The organism is Myxococcus sp. RHSTA-1-4, from assembly GCF_020037125.1.
Taxonomy (GTDB): domain Bacteria; phylum Myxococcota; class Myxococcia; order Myxococcales; family Myxococcaceae; genus Myxococcus.
Window position 1 is genome coordinate 123,992 of sequence record NZ_JAIQDG010000022.1, and the last position, 14,790, is coordinate 138,781.

The window sequence follows — 14,790 nt, forward strand, 5'->3', positions numbered from 1 at the left end:
CCTCAGGGCTTCTCGGCGTACACCACCGCGTACTCGTCGCAGTTGAAGAGGGTGCTCCACTGCAGCTGCTCGGCGGGCGTCTGCCGGGCACGCAGCACGTCCTCGCGCACCCGGGCGAGCGACGTGGCCCCGGGCTGGCGCGCCGCGGCCGTCATCCCGCGCAGCGCCACGAGCGCGGTGTTGACCGCGGGGTAGACGTCCGCCGAGATGGACTCCAGCCGCGCCTTCTGGAATCCCGCCCGCGCCAGCTCCGCGAGGTATCGCTGCGCCGTCCAGACGTTGGCCTCCGGGAAGGCAATCCGGCCGCGCCAGTAGCGGTGGCGCAGGCGGCGGCGCAGCCCGGCGCCGGACTCCCGGTCCGTCTTCTGGCACATGTCCGCCATGACGAGCCGTCCCCCGGGCCGCAGCACCCGGAACGCCTCACGCAGGAAGGCGTCGCGCGTCCGGAAGTGCATGGCGGACTCGAGCGCGAAGACGACGTCGAACTCGCCGGCCCGGAAGGGCATGTCCGTCGCGGAGCCCTGCAGCAGGCGAACCACCTCGTCGAGCCCCGTGAGCCGCACGCGCTCCCGGCCCACGCGGACCTGGTTCGGAGTGATGTTCAGCCCGACGATGCGCGCCGGGCGGTACTCCTCGGCCCAGAGGATGTCCTGGTCCGCGTAGCCGAAGCCACAGTCCAACACCGCGTCGCCCGCGCCCAGGCGCGCCGTCTTCGCCAGCAGGTGCGCCATCCCCGCCTGGGCGGACCTGAACAGCTCACCCACGCGCTCGAAGTTGTTCTCGTCCACCCGCTCCACGTCGCGCCAGTAGCCGAGGTTGATCCAGTACGGCTCGCGCCCCGTGCTGACGCGGATCTCCTGGGGCGTGGGAAGGCCGGTAACCCAGGCCCCCGTCTCGTTCGTGTAGAAGCGCTCCGGATCCGCGAGGACCGCGCTCTTGAGCTGCCTTGCCACCTTCACGACGTCGAACATCCCGGGCCTCCTTGACTCCAGCGGCGCGCAGAGCCACCAATCTCGGATTTCAGGTATCGCACGGTATGCGCGTTTGAATGCGAGGGCAGCGAAGCGGCGGGCGGCGTAGTTTTCAGCTTCTGACGATTGGACGGGCACGCGGCGCGTCCTGCACGTACCGCGGGTGATGAGCACCTTGGAACCAGACCAGGGAGCATCCAGCTCGCGCCCAGGAGAGGCCCTTGTCCAAGCCCCCACTTGGAAATTCCGACTCCGCCCTGGCGCTCCGGCCCGATGGGAGGAATGGCCAGGACGCGCTTGCCCGGAGTGAGGAGCTCTGCCGTCAGGCCGTCGAGAGCATCGAGGACTTCGCCGTCATCACCACGGACCCTCAGGGGCTCATCACCGGCTGGAACACGGGGGCGGAGCGGATCTTCGGTTACCGGAAGGAAGAGGCCCTGGGCAAGCCCGCCTCCCTCCTGTTCACACGGGAGGACCGCGAGCGGCACACGCCCGAGCACGAGCTGGAGACGGCCCTCAAGGAGGGGAAGGCCACGGACGAGCGGTGGCTCGTGCGCAAGGACGGCAGCCGTTTCTGGGGCAGCGGAAGCACCAAGGCGCTCCGGGATGGCGAGGGCCGGCTCCTCGGCTTCGCCAGAGTCGGGCGGGACCTCACCGAGAAGAAGCTCGCCGCCGATGTGCTCGGAGCGGAGGCGGAGCAGCGGCGCCTCACCGCCATCCTCGAGGCCACCCCCGACCTGGTGGGCACCTTCGATACGGGGGGGCGGCTGCTCTACCTCAACAGCGCGGGGCGGCGGATGCTCGGCATGGGCGATGAGCCGCTCACCCGGTGGACGCTCGCCGGCATCCACCCGGAGTGGGCGGTGTCGCTGCTCCACCGCGAGGGCATCCCCGGTGCCATGCGCGAGGGCACCTGGAGCGGGGAGACGGCGGTGGTGTGCAGGAGCGGCAAGGAACTGCCCACCTCGCAGGTCATCATCGCCCACCGGCAGCCGGACGGCGCGGTGGCGTACCTCTCCACCATCGTGCGCGACATCGAGGAGCGCAAGCAGCTCGAGGAGGCGCAGCACTTCCTCTCCGAGGCCAGCCGGACCTTCGCCGGCACGCTCGAGCATCAGGCCATCTTCAACAGGCTGACCCGGCTGGTGGTGCCTCGCCTGGCGGACTGCTGCATCGTCTACTTCGTGGAGAAGGACTGCGGGGTGCGGCCCGTGGCGGCGGCCCACCGGAGGAAGGACGGACAGGAGCTGCTCGAGCGGCTGCGCGGCCTCCCCCCGGAGGGAGACCGGATGTCGGGCATCTGCCGGGTGGCACGGGGGGGCGTGCCGCAGCGGGTGAGCGAGGTCACCCTGGCCTGGCTGCGGGCCATCAGCGGGAGCGAGGAGCACTTCCTCCTCCTGCGTGAACTCGCCCCCACCTCGGTGATGATCGTCCCGATGTCCTTCAGGGAGCACGACCTCGGCGCGCTGTTCCTCGCCTCGGAGCGGCCGGAGCGGCGCTACGGTCCGGCGGACCTCGCGCTCGCGGAGGAGCTCGCGAGCCGCGCGGGACTGGCCATCGAGGGGGCCCGCCTCTACCAGGAGTCCCAGCGCGCCACTCGCGCCCGCGACGAGGTGCTGGCCATCGTCTCCCATGACCTGCGCAATCCCCTCAACACCATCTCCATGAGCGGCAGGCTGCTGCTGGAGAAGACGCCCCCGGAGCGCACGCGCGAGCGAAGGCAGCTCGAGGTCATCCAGCGTTCCGCGGGGCGGATGAACCGCCTCATCCAGGACCTCCTCGACGTGGCGCGCATGGAGGCCGGGCGCCTGTCGGTGGAGCGGCGGCGCGAGGAGGTGGCGCCGCTGGTGCACGACGCGCTGGAGCTGCAGCGCATGCTGGCCGAGGAGAAGGGCATCCAGCTCGAGGCGTCCGTGGCGGAGTCCCTGCCCACGGTGGAGGTGGACCGGGAGCGCCTGCTGCAGGTGCTGCAGAACCTGATGGGCAATGCCCTCCGCTTCACCCCCGAAGGCGGGCGCATCTCCCTGCGTGCCTGGCAGGTGGGGCCGGTGGTGTACATGTCGGTGACGGACACAGGGCCGGGCATCGCCGAGGAGTTCCTTCCCCACCTCTTCGAGCCCTTCTGGCAGGCCCGGCACACCGAGGGGGCCGGGCTGGGCCTGGCCATCGTCAAGGGCATCGTCGAGGCGCACGGCGGCCGCATCTGGGTGGAGAGCAGGCTGGGGCAGGGGACGACCTTCGTGTTCACCGTGCCAGTGCCCTGCGGTACGGCCCCGGAGGCCCACCCGGCGCATTGAGCGTGGAGCGCCGGCTCAGCCGCCGCGGGCCACCACCACCAGCGCGTCGTCGTGCTGCTTGCCGAAGCGCAGGAGGAGCGCGTGGGCCACCTCGATGGGGGGGCGCCGCAGCAGCACCGGGTCGTCCACCGTGGTGCGAGTGGCCAGCCCGTCGGTGTGCATGACGAGCAGGCCGCCGGGGGGCAGCCGCGCGCTCTGTCCCCGCGGCCTGGGCGTGCGCTGGGGCACGCCCAGCGCTCCGGACATGCAGGTCATGGCTTCCATGTGTCCGGGTGCACACAGCAGGGTGTGCACGTTGCCGACGCAGGACTGCCGCACGAGCCCGCTGCCGAGCTCCAGGGACACCACGCCCACGGCCGCGCCACGTGTACCGTGCAGGCGGGTGGCACAGCGATTGAGCACCTCCTCGGGTGCGAGGCCGGGACAGGCGCGCAGCTCCGCCACGGCGTGGTCCGCGGCCACGCGCGCCTCGGGCCCGTGGCCGAGCCCGTCCACCACGCCCAGCACCAGCGTGTCGTCTCTCCATTCCCACGACGCATGGTCTCCGCTGACTGACTCGCCCTGGTAGGGCCTGCCGAGCACTCCCAGCTCGCGGCGCACGAGGGGCGGTGTGGCGAACTTGCGCGCGCGCACGCAGGTGCCCTCGTCCCAGCGCACGTCGAAGTCCACCTCGTCCGCCTGGTGCAGCACGCCGGCGAGCCCCGCGCCCAGCGAGCCGGTGCTCCTGGGCAGGCCGCGGAGGGCCGCCGTGGGGTCCGCGATGCCGGGGCCCCGGTCCGCGGCGATGACCTCCAGGCCCGGCACGCCTCCGCGCCACAGCGGGCGCACCACCACCGCGCCTCCCCGGCCGTGGGAGAGCTGGTTGTTCGCGAGCTCGCTCACCACCAGCGTCATCCGCTCCACGCTCGTCTCGGGAAGCCCCTGCGCCCGACCCACCGCGCGCACCCGCTCGCGCACCTCCGAGACCGAGGCCACGTCCAGGACCGAGGTGGCCTCGCCACCGTCCAACCACTGTGTCAGAAGCGTTTCCATTTGGTGATTCGTACCCGGGTGCCCTTGCCGGGCTCGGACTCGATGTGGAAGGCGTCCACCAGGCGCTTGCTGCCGCTCAGCCCCAGGCCCAGCGACTTCGCGGTGCTGTGGCCGCCGGCCATGGACCACTCGATGTCGGGGATGCCGGGCCCCTGGTCGACGAACTCCACCTGGATGCCGGTCCGGTCCCCATCCGTCACCTCCTCGATGAAGGCCTTGCCCTTGCGGGCGTGTACCCAGACGTTGCGGCTCAGCTCGGTGGCGGCGGTGGTGAGGGCCGAGACGGCGAACGAGTCGAACCCCCGGGCCTCCGCCAGCGTCCGCACGGCGCGGCGCACGAGCACCACGTCGTCCTCGTTGTCGATGTTCATCTCCTGGTGGGAGAGCACGCGGACCGTCATGGGGCCGCCTCAGGTGGGCATCGGACGGGCGCCGACGAGCCGGGCCAGCAGGGCAAGGCCTTCCTCGACGTTCAGCGCCGTGTGCACCCCCTGCATGCTGAAGCCCATGCGCGCCAGCGTGGCGGCCACCTCCGGCCGCATGCCCACCAGGACCGTGTGCGTGCCCATCAGCCGGGCCATGCGCCCGGTGTCGGTGAGGACGCGCGCGACGAAGGTGTCCACGGTGTCCAGGCCGGTGATGTCGAGCACGAGCCCCCGGGCTCCCTCCTTCTCGAGGACGCTGAGCATGTCGGCCTGCAAGGCCTGGGCGGTGGTGTCCTTCAGCTCGACCTGGATGGATGCCAGCAGCGTGGAGCCGATGCGCAGGATGGGAATCTGCCCGCGCACCGTCACGCCCCCCGGGTGGTGATGGCCCGTCCCGTCATGCTCAGTGCCATCTCCAGTCCCTCCTGAAGGCTGGAGCAGGTGTGCATGGTCGACAGGTCCACCCCGAGCTGCACCAGCGTCTGCGCCACCTGGGCGCGAATGCCGGTGAGGATGGTGGTGGCGCCCAGCAGCCGGACCGCCTCGGTCGTCTGGAGCAGGTGGTTGGCCACGCGCGTGTCCACCACCGGTACACCCGCGATGTCCAGGATGATGACCCGGGCCTGCGCTTCCACCACGCGCGCCAGCATCTTCTCCATCACCTGCTGGGCCCGGACGGTGTCGATGGTGCCGATGAGCGGCAGCAGCAGCACGCGCTCGGAAATCTGGATGACGGGCGTGGACAGCTCGCGGATGGCGGACTGGTGCCGTTGGATCGCCTCCACGCCCGCCGCGATGTACGTCTCGATGGCGATGGACATGTCGAAGAAGACGATCTTCTGGATGCTCCGATTGGACAGCTCGGAGTCGGGCGAGGAGCCCTGCTCGCGGAAGAGGTGACTGGAGATGAGCCGCAGATAGTGGGCGTAGGCGCCGAGGTACCACTTGGGGGCCACGCCGATGCGCTGATGGGTGGTGCCCACGCGCAGCCGGTCCTCCATGTAGTCCAAATCACAGACGCCGGAGAAGAGCTGGAGGAAGTAGCGCTTCTGCGCGGTGACGGCCCGCCGGAAGACGGCCTGGTCGGTGAAGAAGAGGCGGCTCTCCGGGTGCTGAAGGAGCAGCTCGTTGTAGAAGGCGTCGATGATGGCGTCGTTGTGCCGCTCGGCGAACGGCCGGAGCGCGGCCAGGCGCGCGAGGTCCTCGTCGGTCAGTTGAAAGAAGTGACGGCGGCTGGAGAGCTCCTGCGCGTCGAACCCCAGCCTGGCCATGTAATCCCGTGAGTTCGGCATCCGCGGTCCTCCCCTCGCGGATGGTGGGGCGGCGGGGGCAGGCCGACAAGGGACGCGTGTGTCGAGTTCCCCGCCGTGATGACTGGTTGACGCAAGGAGCCATCGCCGCGGGCAGGCGGCAACCCCCATCCGCGTGGGGTTGCGGCCACATCCGTGCCCGCGTATATGCGAGGGCACCGTGTCCCAGGCCCTGCGCATCTTCACGCTCGCGCTTCTGCTCGGCTGGCAGGCTGTCGCCGCCGGCGCGGGCGGCCCCGCGCATTTCTGCCAGAAGCAGGTCGAGACACGCTCCGCCGAATGTCACTGTCCCCACGGTGAGATGAAGGCGGAGAAGGCTCCACACGGTCAGCCGGCGCTGCGGATGGACTGCTGTGAGGAGCCGGGCTGGGAGATGCCCCCGCCGGCCTTCGCGGATGTCTCCAGCCACTCCCACCTGGTTGCGCCCCCGCCAGCCCTGCTCCCCAGGTGGCTGAGCATTCGTCCTCCCGAGGGTGGCCGTCTCCCAATGCTCGCGCGCTGGGAAACGCCTCCCGCTCAAGGGCCACCCGTCTTCCTCCGCATCCGCTCGCTCCTCATCTGAGTGCTCCCGGCGCACGCCCGGGCCTCTGTCTCCCTCCGTGATGTCGCGAGGGGAGCCCGAGGGCCAGGACGCTGTGCCGAAGGGGAGAGGCGCGGCGTGACGCATCACCGTCACGTCCCCTCGACCTCCTGGACGCATCGAGGAGCCGGGCACGCATCGCTGCTCCGGCCAGCCGTTTTCCCCTGCCCTGGAGCACGACTCACGTGCCGACACTCTTCCGTTACCCGCGAGCCCTCGTGGCCGGCGCGGGCCGTCTTCCCTTCACCTCCCTCATGCCGCTGGTGCTCGCGGTGGCCCTCACGGCGGGCGCCTGCAAGCCGCGCGAGAAGGCGCCGCCCCAGGTCGCGCGGGCGCTGCGCGAGTTCGAGGGGGCCTACCCGCTGGAGGCCCGTCCCAACGGTACGGTGCGCGCCTTCGACATCGTGGCCGAGCCCACCGAGGTGGCACTCGTCAACGGCCACCGGCTGCGCGTCTGGGCCTACAACGGCCAGGTGCCGGGGCCCCAGTTGCGCATCCGTCTGGGCGAGACGCTGCGGGTCCGCTTCACCAACCGGCTGCCGCAGGAGACGACCATCCACTGGCATGGCGTGAGGCTGCCCAATGCCATGGATGGAGTCCCGCATGCCACCCAGCCCCCGGTGCAGCCGGGTGAGACGTTCGTCTACGAGTTCACCCCCAAGGACGCCGGCACCTTCTGGTTCCATCCCCACGTGCGCAGCAGCGAGCAGGTGGAGCGTGGACTCTACGGCGTGCTCATCGTCGAGGACGCCGAGCCGCCGCCCTACAGCCGCGACGCGATGTGGGTCATCGACGACTGGCTGCTCGACGAGACGGGGCAGGTTCTCCCGCGCTTCAACACGCGGCATGACCTCGCGCATGACGGGCGGTGGGGCAACGTCCTCACGGTGAACGGGCGCACCGACGAGGTGCTGCGCGTCCGCCCCGGGGAGCGCATCCGGCTGCGGCTGCTCAACTCCGCGAATGGACGCGTGGTGATGCCGGACTTCTCCGCCTTGGAGGCGAAGCTCATCGCGGTGGATGGGATGTACCTGCGGGAGCCCATCGACCCCGCGGGCTTCGAGCTCGCGCCGGGCAACCGCATCGACCTCGACATCACCTTCAATCAGAACATGGCCGCGCCGCTGCCCATCTTCGACCGGTTCTCCTCGCGCCGCCCGAACCGCCTGGCGGACATCGTCGTCGAAGGCGAGCCCGTCATCCCCGCCGGCTTCGCCTCTCCGGCACGGGCGCACGTGCCCGCCTGGAAGGAAGGGCTCCAGGTTCCGGAGCACCACGGCTTCCGGCTGAACGCGCGCCGGGGCGGGCCCTTCGGCATCGAGTGGACCATCGACGACAAGGCCTTCGCGGGACACTCGCACCACCATGAGCCCCTGCTCACGCTGAAGCAGGGCCGGTTCTACCGGCTGCGCTTCGTGAACGAGTCAGCGCGGCTGCACCCCATCCACCTGCACGGGATGTTCTTCCGGCTGCTCGCGCGTGACGGGGTGCCGGTGGACGAGCCGTTCTTCCGCGACACCGTGCTCGTCCATGGACGCGAGTCGGTGGACATCGCGCTCGTCCCCACGGACGTGGGCTCCTGGATGATGCACTGCCACATCCTCGAGCACGCCGAGGCCGGAATGATGACCCTGCTGGAGGTCACCTCCGGGTAGCTCGCGGCTCAGACAGTCAAGCCATCAAACAGTCTCGATTCCACACTCAATCAGAAAGCGCAGGCTGGACATGCTCGTGGAACTTCTCATCGGCGTCGTGTTGATGACGGCCCTCATCGTGGTGCTCGGGCCCGCATTGTGGAGCTCCCGGCTCAGCATCACCGAGGAGCAGAAGCAGTGGGAGGAGCAGAGCAGGAAGCGCCCCAGGTCGGATACCTGAGGCGCCTCCTCGCGGTGCGGCTCCGCATCAGCGGAGCATCAGTGAACGGCGGACCTCACTGGCCGAGCACGTAGGCGAAGATGAGCGGTGCGACGATGGACGCATCGCTCTCCACGACGTACTTCGGCGTGTCGACGCCGAGCTTGCCCCAGGTAATCTTCTCATTGGGCACCGCGCCGGAGTACGAGCCGTAGCTCGTCGTCGAGTCGCTGATCTGGCAGAAGTACGCCCACAGCGGGACGCCCTCGCGCCGGAGGTCCTGGTGCAGCATGGGCACCACGCAGATGGGGAAGTCCCCGGCGATGCCGCCGCCAATCTGGAAGAAGCCGATGGGAGAGCGGGGCGCGGTCTCCGTGTACCAGGCCGCCAGCGTGGTCATGTACTCGATGCCGGTGCGCACGGTGTGCACGTTCTTCACGTCTCCGGCGATGCAGTGCCCCGCGTACATGTTGCCCAGCGTGGAGTCCTCCCAGCCCGGCACCCAGATGGGCAGGTCCTTCTCGCACGCCGCGAGCAGCCAGCTGTTCCGCGGGTCTATCTGGTAGCTGCCGGCCAGCTTGCCTCCGCGCAGCACGCGGTAGAGGAACTCATGGGGGAAGTGCCGGCGTCCGTCCCGGTCCGCCGCGGTCCACTCCTCCAGGATGGCGGCTTCGATGCGGCGCATGGCCTCCATCTCCGGGATGCAGGTGTCCGTCACCCGGTTCATGTGGCGCTCGAGCAGCGCCTGCTCGTCCCTCGGCGTGAGGTCGCGGTAGTGGGGCACCCGCTCGTAGAACTGGTGCGCGACGAGGTTGAAGACGTCCTCCTCCAGGTTCGCGCCCGTGCAGCAGATGGCGTGGACCTTGTCCCGCCGTATCAACTCCGCCAGCGAGATGCCCAGCTCCGCCGTGCTCATCGCGCCCGCGAGCGTGACGAGCATCTTTCCTCCGGCCTCCACGTGCCGGACGTAGCCGTCAGCCGTGTCGACGAGCGCCGCCGCGTTGAAGTGTTTGAAGTGGGTCCGGCAGAAGTCCCTGATGTTCAAGTGGTGCAGCTCCCGGCGACGAGAGGCCGGCGTGGGGGCTGTCGCCAGGGCGCACCACGCCGAACGCTCTACGGCCCCGAGAAGGGCCGCCATCGAAGCGCCGGGTGGCTGAAGCAGGCTCCGTTGTAACTACACGCCTTGTGCGTCGCAAGCGGCGTGTCCCAGGCGGGTGGACATCCCGTGTGTGAAATCGACGCTCGTGGGGCAGGCGTGCGTCAGCGCACCCATTTCCCATTCTGTTTGTTTGAAGACAAAATTTGAGACATGGCCGCAAGTATCACTCCCGAGCCGGACCTCACGCCCATCTTCGCGACTCCCGAACCCCTGCTCTCGCTCTTTCCGGAGGCCCCCGAGAGAAAGGCGCTGCTGAGCGAGCTGCACGCGCTGCTGGCCTCGGCCTCCGCGCTGGCGCCGCTCCCGGAGCGCCTGGCCTGGCTGGAGCGGATGGTGCGCTGGCTCCGGGCGGGTGGGGCGGTACCGTCCCGGCGCGGGATGCTGACCCCGGTGGAGTCCCCGGGCTCCGCGCGTCTGCGGCTGCTGGTGGAGGTGCTGTCGCAGGTCCCCGTGTGGCGTGAGGCCGTGAGTGACGTCCTCCGCACGGTGCTCACCGAGACGTCCGCGCTGAGGCTGCTCTCCGAGCCGGGGCTGCCCACCGGCCGAGGCCTGCTGGGTGATTTCGCCGCCCGGCTCGGCCAGCGGCTGGTGCCGGCGGTGGCCGACGAGCGGGACCTGGCATCGTGGCTGTGGCGGTTGTTCCCGGACGCCGCCGGAGCCGCGTGGCTGGAGGAGCTGGCCGACGAGCACGTGTCCGCCCTCCGCGAGCTGCTGGGCCCCGCGTGCTTCGCCCCGCTGACGGCGGCGGTGGAGGACACGGTGGCCGTGCTCGCCTCGCGCGCCAGCGCCCTCGGCCTCGGGGGGGACGTGCTGGCGCGGCTGCCTCCGGCGCCTCTCACGGACTCCGCCTTCGTCCAGTTGCCGCGCGCCTGCGAGGCCCTGTGCGCCGCGGTGCGGGCGGGCGCCAGTGAGCAGGACCTCGGCCCGGAGCGGGCCGCCTGTGCCGAGGTCATCGCCGGCTGCCGCGCCGCCGCGCGGACGGTGCTGCACCACCTGCATGCGCACGCGGTGGATACGGACCTCGTCTACCGGATGGAGCTGCTCGGCCACGTGCTGGACCGGCTGGAGGCGCTGCTGTGGCTGCTCGCGCCGGACGGCTCCCACTCCCCGCCGTGTGCCGCGGTCCGGATGCTGGCATCGCTGGTGCGGGCCCACGCGCAGGGGCGCAGCCTCGCCGGGCTGTTCCGCGGCAGCGTGCGCTGCATCTCGCGCCGCATCTTCGAGCACACCGGTGAAGTGGGCCGCCACTACATCACCCAGGGGCCGGACGACTATCACCGGATGGTGAGCGCGGCGGCCGGAGGCGGGCTCATCACCACGGGCACCGCGGCCTTCAAGCTGCTCATCGGCTTCGCGGCGCTGCCGCTCTTCTTCCAGGGGCTGGCGGCCTCCGCGAACTATGCAATCAGCTTCCTGCTCATCCAGCTCCTCGGCTTCACGCTGTCCACCAAGCAGCCCTCCATGACGGCCGCGGCCCTGGCGGCCTCGCTGGACGTGGAGGCCGGCGACAAGGGGATGCGCAGCCTCGTGGAGCACCTGGCCTGCATCACCCGCTCCCAGCTCGCGTCGGTCTTCGGCAACCTGGGCGCCGTGGTGACGGCGGTCACCTTCGTGGGAATCGCCCTCCAGGCGCTGTGGGGCCAGTCGCTGTTGGAGCGGCATGAGGCGGAGTACGTGGTGCGTTCGATGCATCCCTTCCGGAGTGGCACGCTGCCCTTCGCCGCGCTCACCGGCGTGCTGCTCTGGTGCTCCAGCGTCTTCGGTGGCTGGCTGGAGAACTGGGTGCATTACCGGCGGATTCCGGAGGCGCTCGCGCGCCATCCCGGCGTCATCCACCTGCTGGGGGAGACGCGGGCCCGGAAGCTGGGCTCCGCGCTCGCGCGCCACGCCTGTGGCCTGGGCGCCAACGTCAGCCTGGGGGTGCTGCTGGGCATGACGCCCGCGGTGGGCAGCTTCTTCGGGCTGCCCCTGGACGTGCGGCACGTCACCCTCAGCGCCGGCACGCTCACCTTCGCGGGAGCGGCGCTGGGGCCGGAGCGGCTGCTGACGCCGGACTTCCTCTGGGCGGTGGTGGGGCTCTTCCTGGTGGGCGTCGTCAACCTGGGCGTCAGCTTCTCGCTGGGCCTGTCCGCCGCGGTGCGGGCGCGAGGCCTGGAGCCGGTGGGCTTCCTGCGGCTGGCGCGCGTGGTGCTCGCCGGCGGCATCCGTTCCCTCTCCGACTTCGTGCTCCCACCCCAGCACCTCCTGCCCGCCCGCCGCCCCACCTCTCCCTATGGCGTGCGGTCCGCCGCCCGTCCGCGCGCCGCCCACCGCCCGGGGCAGGGAGGCACCGTCCACCACTGAGCCTCGCGGGGCTCCCTGGTGTCCGGCTTCGGCCGGAGGTGGCGCCCGGGGGCAGCCCGCGTGGCAACTGGCTGACGTCTGGCAACCGTCAGCCTGTCGCGGCTCGAGAGGGGACCCAGAATCCCCTCATGAGCGGCAGCGCACTGAAGAAGGAGATGGCGGGCGAGGGACAGGTCTCGCTCGCCCCGGAGGCCCACCTGCTCCAACCCCTGCTGGAGCACGCAAGCAGGACACCGGACAAGCCCCTGTTCACCCGTCGCGTCGGGGCGCGGTTCGAACCCCTGTCAGCGGGGGACATCGTCCAGACGGTGCGGCGGCTCGCCCGCGGGCTGATGGCGCTGGGCGTCGAGCCGGGCCAGCGCGTGGCGCTGATGTCCAGGACACGTGTCGAGTGGGCGCTGCTCGACTACGCCATCATGGCCACCGGGGCCGTCACGGTGCCCCTCTACGAGACCTCCTCCGCCTCCCAGGTGGAGTGGATCCTCCAGGACAGCGAGGCGGTGGTGGCCTTCTTCGAGACGGACGCCCTGCATGCCCTCTACCGCCGGTCCGCCGAGCGGCTCCCCGCGTGCCGCCATACCTTCGTCATCGACCTGGCCGCGCTCGAGCACCTCCAGCAGCGTGGGGACGAGGTCGACGAGGCCCGGCTGAACGAACGGCTGGCCGGCCTGCGGGCCGACCAGCTGGCCACGCTCATCTACACGTCGGGTACCACGGGCAGGCCCCGGGGCTGCGAGCTCACGCACGGCAACCTGCGGATGAACATCGCGCAGGTGCTCACCTACGCGGGCAGCATGATTACCGGGCAGGACCGGACGATTCTCTTCCTGCCGCTCGCCCACTCGCTGGCCAAGATTCTCTTCCTGGCGGCGGTGGAGCAGGGCGTCAGCGTGGCCTTCGCCACCAGCGCGGCGAAGGTGAGCGAGGAGCTGCGCCTGGTGCGGCCCCACTGGTTCGGCACGGTGCCCCGGGTCCTGGAGAAGATCTTCCAGGCGGCGCAGCAGAAGGCGGAGAACGCGGGCCGGGCGAAGGTGTTCGAGCTCGCGGCGGAGACGGCCGTCCAGTTCTCGCGGGACCGCGCGGCGGGTGCGCGCGGCCTCGCCACGCGGCTGCGGCACGCGGTGTTCGAGCGGCTCGTGTACCGCAAGTTCCGCCAGGCCTTCGGCGGACAGCTCCGCTTCGTGGTGTCGGGCGGCGGGCCCCTGCCGGAGCGGCTGAACCACTTCTACAACGGCATCGGCGTGCTGGCGCTCGAGGGCTACGGCATGACGGAGACGAGCCCGGTGCAGACCCTCAACACCGACAGGGTGAACCGGATTGGAACGGTGGGCCGGCCGCTGCCGGGCACCACCCTGCGCATCGCGGACGACGGGGAAATCCTCGTGAAGGGGCCGCAGGTCTTCCGCGGCTACTGGCGCAACGAGGAGGCCACGCGGCGCACCTTCACCCCGGACGGGTGGCTGCTGACGGGAGACCTCGGCGGCCTGGACGACGCGGGCTTCCTGCGCATCACCGGCCGCAAGAAGGAGATCCTCGTCACCGCGGCCGGAAAGAACGTGGCGCCGGGCCCCCTGGAGGACCACATCCGGGAGCACCCGCTCGTCAGCCAGGCGATGGTGGTGGGCGAGGGCAAGCCCTTCGTGGCGGCGCTCGTCACGCTCGATGCCGAGGCCTTCGGCCGCTGGGCCCGGAAGCACGGCAAGGAGGGCCAGCCGCTGGAGTCCCTGGTGAACGACGCCGCGCTGCGCGCCGAGGTGGGCCACGCCATCGAAACGGCCAACCACACCGTGTCGCGCGCGGAGTCCATCCGCAAGTTCGCCATCCTCGCGAACGACTTCACCATCGACCGGGACGAGATAACCCCCTCGCTCAAGGTTCGCCGCCACATCGTCAGCAAGCACTACGCCGAGCTCATCGAGGGCCTGTACCGCCACGGCGGTGGCGAGGGCTGAACGGCCGGGCGGCGAGGCCCTTCAGCGAGGCGCCGGGACGGCCGCGGCCGCGGCGTGCTCCGCGCCCGCGTGTGTCAGGGCATCCCGGTTCTTGTAGAGGATGAAGACGCCCATCACCACGAGGAAGGCCGAGAAGGCCCGCTTGAGCGCCGCCTGCGACACGTAGTGCGACGCCCACGTGCCGGCGAGAATCCCCGCCACCGCGATGGCCGTGAAGATGCCCAGGTACCCCCAGGGCACGTCGACGTGGCCGAGGTAACCGGCGAAGCCCACGAAGGAGTTGACGGCGATGACGAGCAGGCTGGTGCCCACCGCCTGCTTCATGGGCAGGCCCACCAGGAGCACCAGCGCGGGGACGATGAGGAAGCCGCCGCCCACGCCCACGAGTCCCGTGAGGCCGCCCACGCCCAGCGCGGCCAGGGCCATCACCGGGAAGGGCGCCTTGTGGGGCTCGGGCACGTGCGCCGTCTCCCTACGCGCCGCCAGGGCGGCCTCCTTGCGGCCGTTGCGGAACATGAAGAAGGCGGCCACGAGCATCACCGTGGCGAAGAGCAACAACTGCACGGCGCCCGAGACGAGGGCGGACAGGCGCGCTCCCGCGTACGTGCCCACCATGGCCACCGCGCCGAAGACCAGGGCGGCGCGGAACTGGAGGTTGCCCCGGCGCCAGTGGCCCGCGGCGCCGAAGAGGCTGGTGACGCCCACCACCGCCAGGCCCATGGCGATGGACTCCTTGGCTCCGAAGCCCAGGACGTACACGAGGATGGGAACGGTGAGGATGGAGCCACCACCACCAAGAAGGCCCAGTGACAGGCCGATGAGCGCCGCGAGCGAGAATCCGATGATTGGCATGGCCATGGTGTCCTT

13 protein-coding genes are annotated in these 14,790 nt (G+C 70.7%); 6 read left to right on the top strand and 7 right to left on the bottom strand.

Translation table 11 applies throughout. The annotated features are described in order from the left end of the window. Nucleotides 1–2: 2 nt before the first annotated feature. Complete coding sequence (locus K8638_RS27610) at nucleotides 3–971, bottom strand: class I SAM-dependent methyltransferase (protein WP_223757625.1); 969 nt, start codon at nucleotides 969–971, stop codon at nucleotides 3–5. A 221-nt stretch (nucleotides 972–1,192) separates the two neighbouring features. On the opposite strand from K8638_RS27610, the gene K8638_RS27615 reads away from it, so the two are divergent. After that, nucleotides 1,193–3,268: a PAS domain S-box protein gene (locus tag K8638_RS27615; RefSeq protein ID WP_223757626.1), complete on the top strand. Its 2,076-nt coding sequence runs from the start codon at nucleotides 1,193–1,195 to the stop codon at nucleotides 3,266–3,268. Between the two features lie 15 nt (nucleotides 3,269–3,283). On the opposite strand, the gene K8638_RS27620 is transcribed toward K8638_RS27615, so the two are convergent. Genes K8638_RS27620 through K8638_RS27635 form a run of 4 tightly spaced genes read right to left on the bottom strand, consistent with a single transcriptional unit; the run spans nucleotide 3,284 to nucleotide 6,017 of the window. Then, nucleotides 3,284–4,300 carry an ATP-binding protein gene (locus K8638_RS27620; protein WP_223757627.1) on the bottom strand — a complete coding sequence of 339 codons (1,017 nt, stop codon included), beginning with the start codon at nucleotides 4,298–4,300 and terminating at the stop codon, nucleotides 3,284–3,286. Then, on the bottom strand, nucleotides 4,285–4,701 hold the full coding sequence (locus tag K8638_RS27625; protein ID WP_223757628.1) for an anti-sigma regulatory factor: 417 nt from the start codon (nucleotides 4,699–4,701) through the stop codon (nucleotides 4,285–4,287). Before K8638_RS27625 ends, K8638_RS27620 begins: the two co-directional genes overlap by 16 nt. Before the next feature lie 9 nt (nucleotides 4,702–4,710). Continuing rightward, on the bottom strand, nucleotides 4,711–5,088 hold the full coding sequence (locus K8638_RS27630; protein ID WP_223757629.1) for an STAS domain-containing protein: 378 nt from the start codon (nucleotides 5,086–5,088) through the stop codon (nucleotides 4,711–4,713). Nucleotides 5,089–5,090: 2 nt separating this feature from the next. Beyond that, a complete protein-coding gene (locus K8638_RS27635) occupies nucleotides 5,091–6,017 on the bottom strand; it encodes a protoglobin domain-containing protein (protein WP_223757630.1) in 927 nt (308 codons plus the stop codon). Between the two features lie 178 nt (nucleotides 6,018–6,195). On the opposite strand from K8638_RS27635, the gene K8638_RS27640 reads away from it, so the two are divergent. From K8638_RS27640 to K8638_RS27650, 3 genes are all read left to right on the top strand, one after another. Beyond that, on the top strand, nucleotides 6,196–6,597 hold the full coding sequence (locus tag K8638_RS27640; protein ID WP_223757631.1) for a hypothetical protein: 402 nt from the start codon (nucleotides 6,196–6,198) through the stop codon (nucleotides 6,595–6,597). Between the two features lie 203 nt (nucleotides 6,598–6,800). Beyond that, nucleotides 6,801–8,270, top strand: coding sequence for a multicopper oxidase family protein (locus K8638_RS27645; RefSeq protein ID WP_223757632.1), 1,470 nt, complete (start codon nucleotides 6,801–6,803; stop codon nucleotides 8,268–8,270). A gap of 70 nt (nucleotides 8,271–8,340) precedes the next feature. After that, nucleotides 8,341–8,490 (top strand): hypothetical protein, encoded by a 150-nt coding sequence (locus K8638_RS27650; RefSeq protein WP_223757633.1) that lies wholly within the window; start codon nucleotides 8,341–8,343, stop codon nucleotides 8,488–8,490. A gap of 55 nt (nucleotides 8,491–8,545) precedes the next feature. On the opposite strand, the gene K8638_RS27655 is transcribed toward K8638_RS27650, so the two are convergent. Continuing rightward, a complete protein-coding gene (locus K8638_RS27655) occupies nucleotides 8,546–9,514 on the bottom strand; it encodes a deoxyhypusine synthase family protein (RefSeq protein WP_223757634.1) in 969 nt (322 codons plus the stop codon). A gap of 264 nt (nucleotides 9,515–9,778) precedes the next feature. Here K8638_RS27655 and K8638_RS27660 point away from each other — a divergent pair, with 264 nt between their 5' ends. Both K8638_RS27660 and K8638_RS27665 read left to right on the top strand, forming a co-directional pair. Next, nucleotides 9,779–11,971, top strand: a complete 2,193-nt coding sequence (locus tag K8638_RS27660) for a site-specific recombinase (RefSeq protein WP_223757635.1) — start codon at nucleotides 9,779–9,781, stop codon at nucleotides 11,969–11,971. A 128-nt stretch (nucleotides 11,972–12,099) separates the two neighbouring features. Then, nucleotides 12,100–13,923, top strand: a complete 1,824-nt coding sequence (locus tag K8638_RS27665; RefSeq protein ID WP_223757636.1) for a long-chain fatty acid--CoA ligase — start codon at nucleotides 12,100–12,102, stop codon at nucleotides 13,921–13,923. Between the two features lie 21 nt (nucleotides 13,924–13,944). Here K8638_RS27665 and K8638_RS27670 read toward each other — a convergent pair whose 3' ends face one another. After that, entirely contained in the window at nucleotides 13,945–14,775 is an 831-nt protein-coding gene (locus K8638_RS27670; RefSeq protein ID WP_223757637.1) for a sulfite exporter TauE/SafE family protein, read from the bottom strand. Nucleotides 14,776–14,790 lie beyond the last annotated feature (15 nt).

What these genes read in the sequence shown, in the direction of transcription:
- K8638_RS27620 (WP_223757627.1), bottom strand. Translation starts at nt 4,300, where the DNA reads ATGGAAACGCTTCTGACACAGTGGTTGGACGGTGGCGAGGCCACCTCG.
- K8638_RS27665 (WP_223757636.1), top strand. Translation starts at nt 12,100, where the DNA reads ATGAGCGGCAGCGCACTGAAGAAGGAGATGGCGGGCGAGGGACAGGTC.
- K8638_RS27650 (WP_223757633.1), top strand. Translation starts at nt 8,341, where the DNA reads ATGCTCGTGGAACTTCTCATCGGCGTCGTGTTGATGACGGCCCTCATC.
- K8638_RS27670 (WP_223757637.1), bottom strand. Translation starts at nt 14,775, where the DNA reads ATGCCAATCATCGGATTCTCGCTCGCGGCGCTCATCGGCCTGTCACTG.
- K8638_RS27610 (WP_223757625.1), bottom strand. Translation starts at nt 971, where the DNA reads ATGTTCGACGTCGTGAAGGTGGCAAGGCAGCTCAAGAGCGCGGTCCTC.
- K8638_RS27660 (WP_223757635.1), top strand. Translation starts at nt 9,779, where the DNA reads ATGGCCGCAAGTATCACTCCCGAGCCGGACCTCACGCCCATCTTCGCG.
- K8638_RS27635 (WP_223757630.1), bottom strand. Translation starts at nt 6,017, where the DNA reads ATGCCGAACTCACGGGATTACATGGCCAGGCTGGGGTTCGACGCGCAG.
- K8638_RS27625 (WP_223757628.1), bottom strand. Translation starts at nt 4,701, where the DNA reads ATGACGGTCCGCGTGCTCTCCCACCAGGAGATGAACATCGACAACGAG.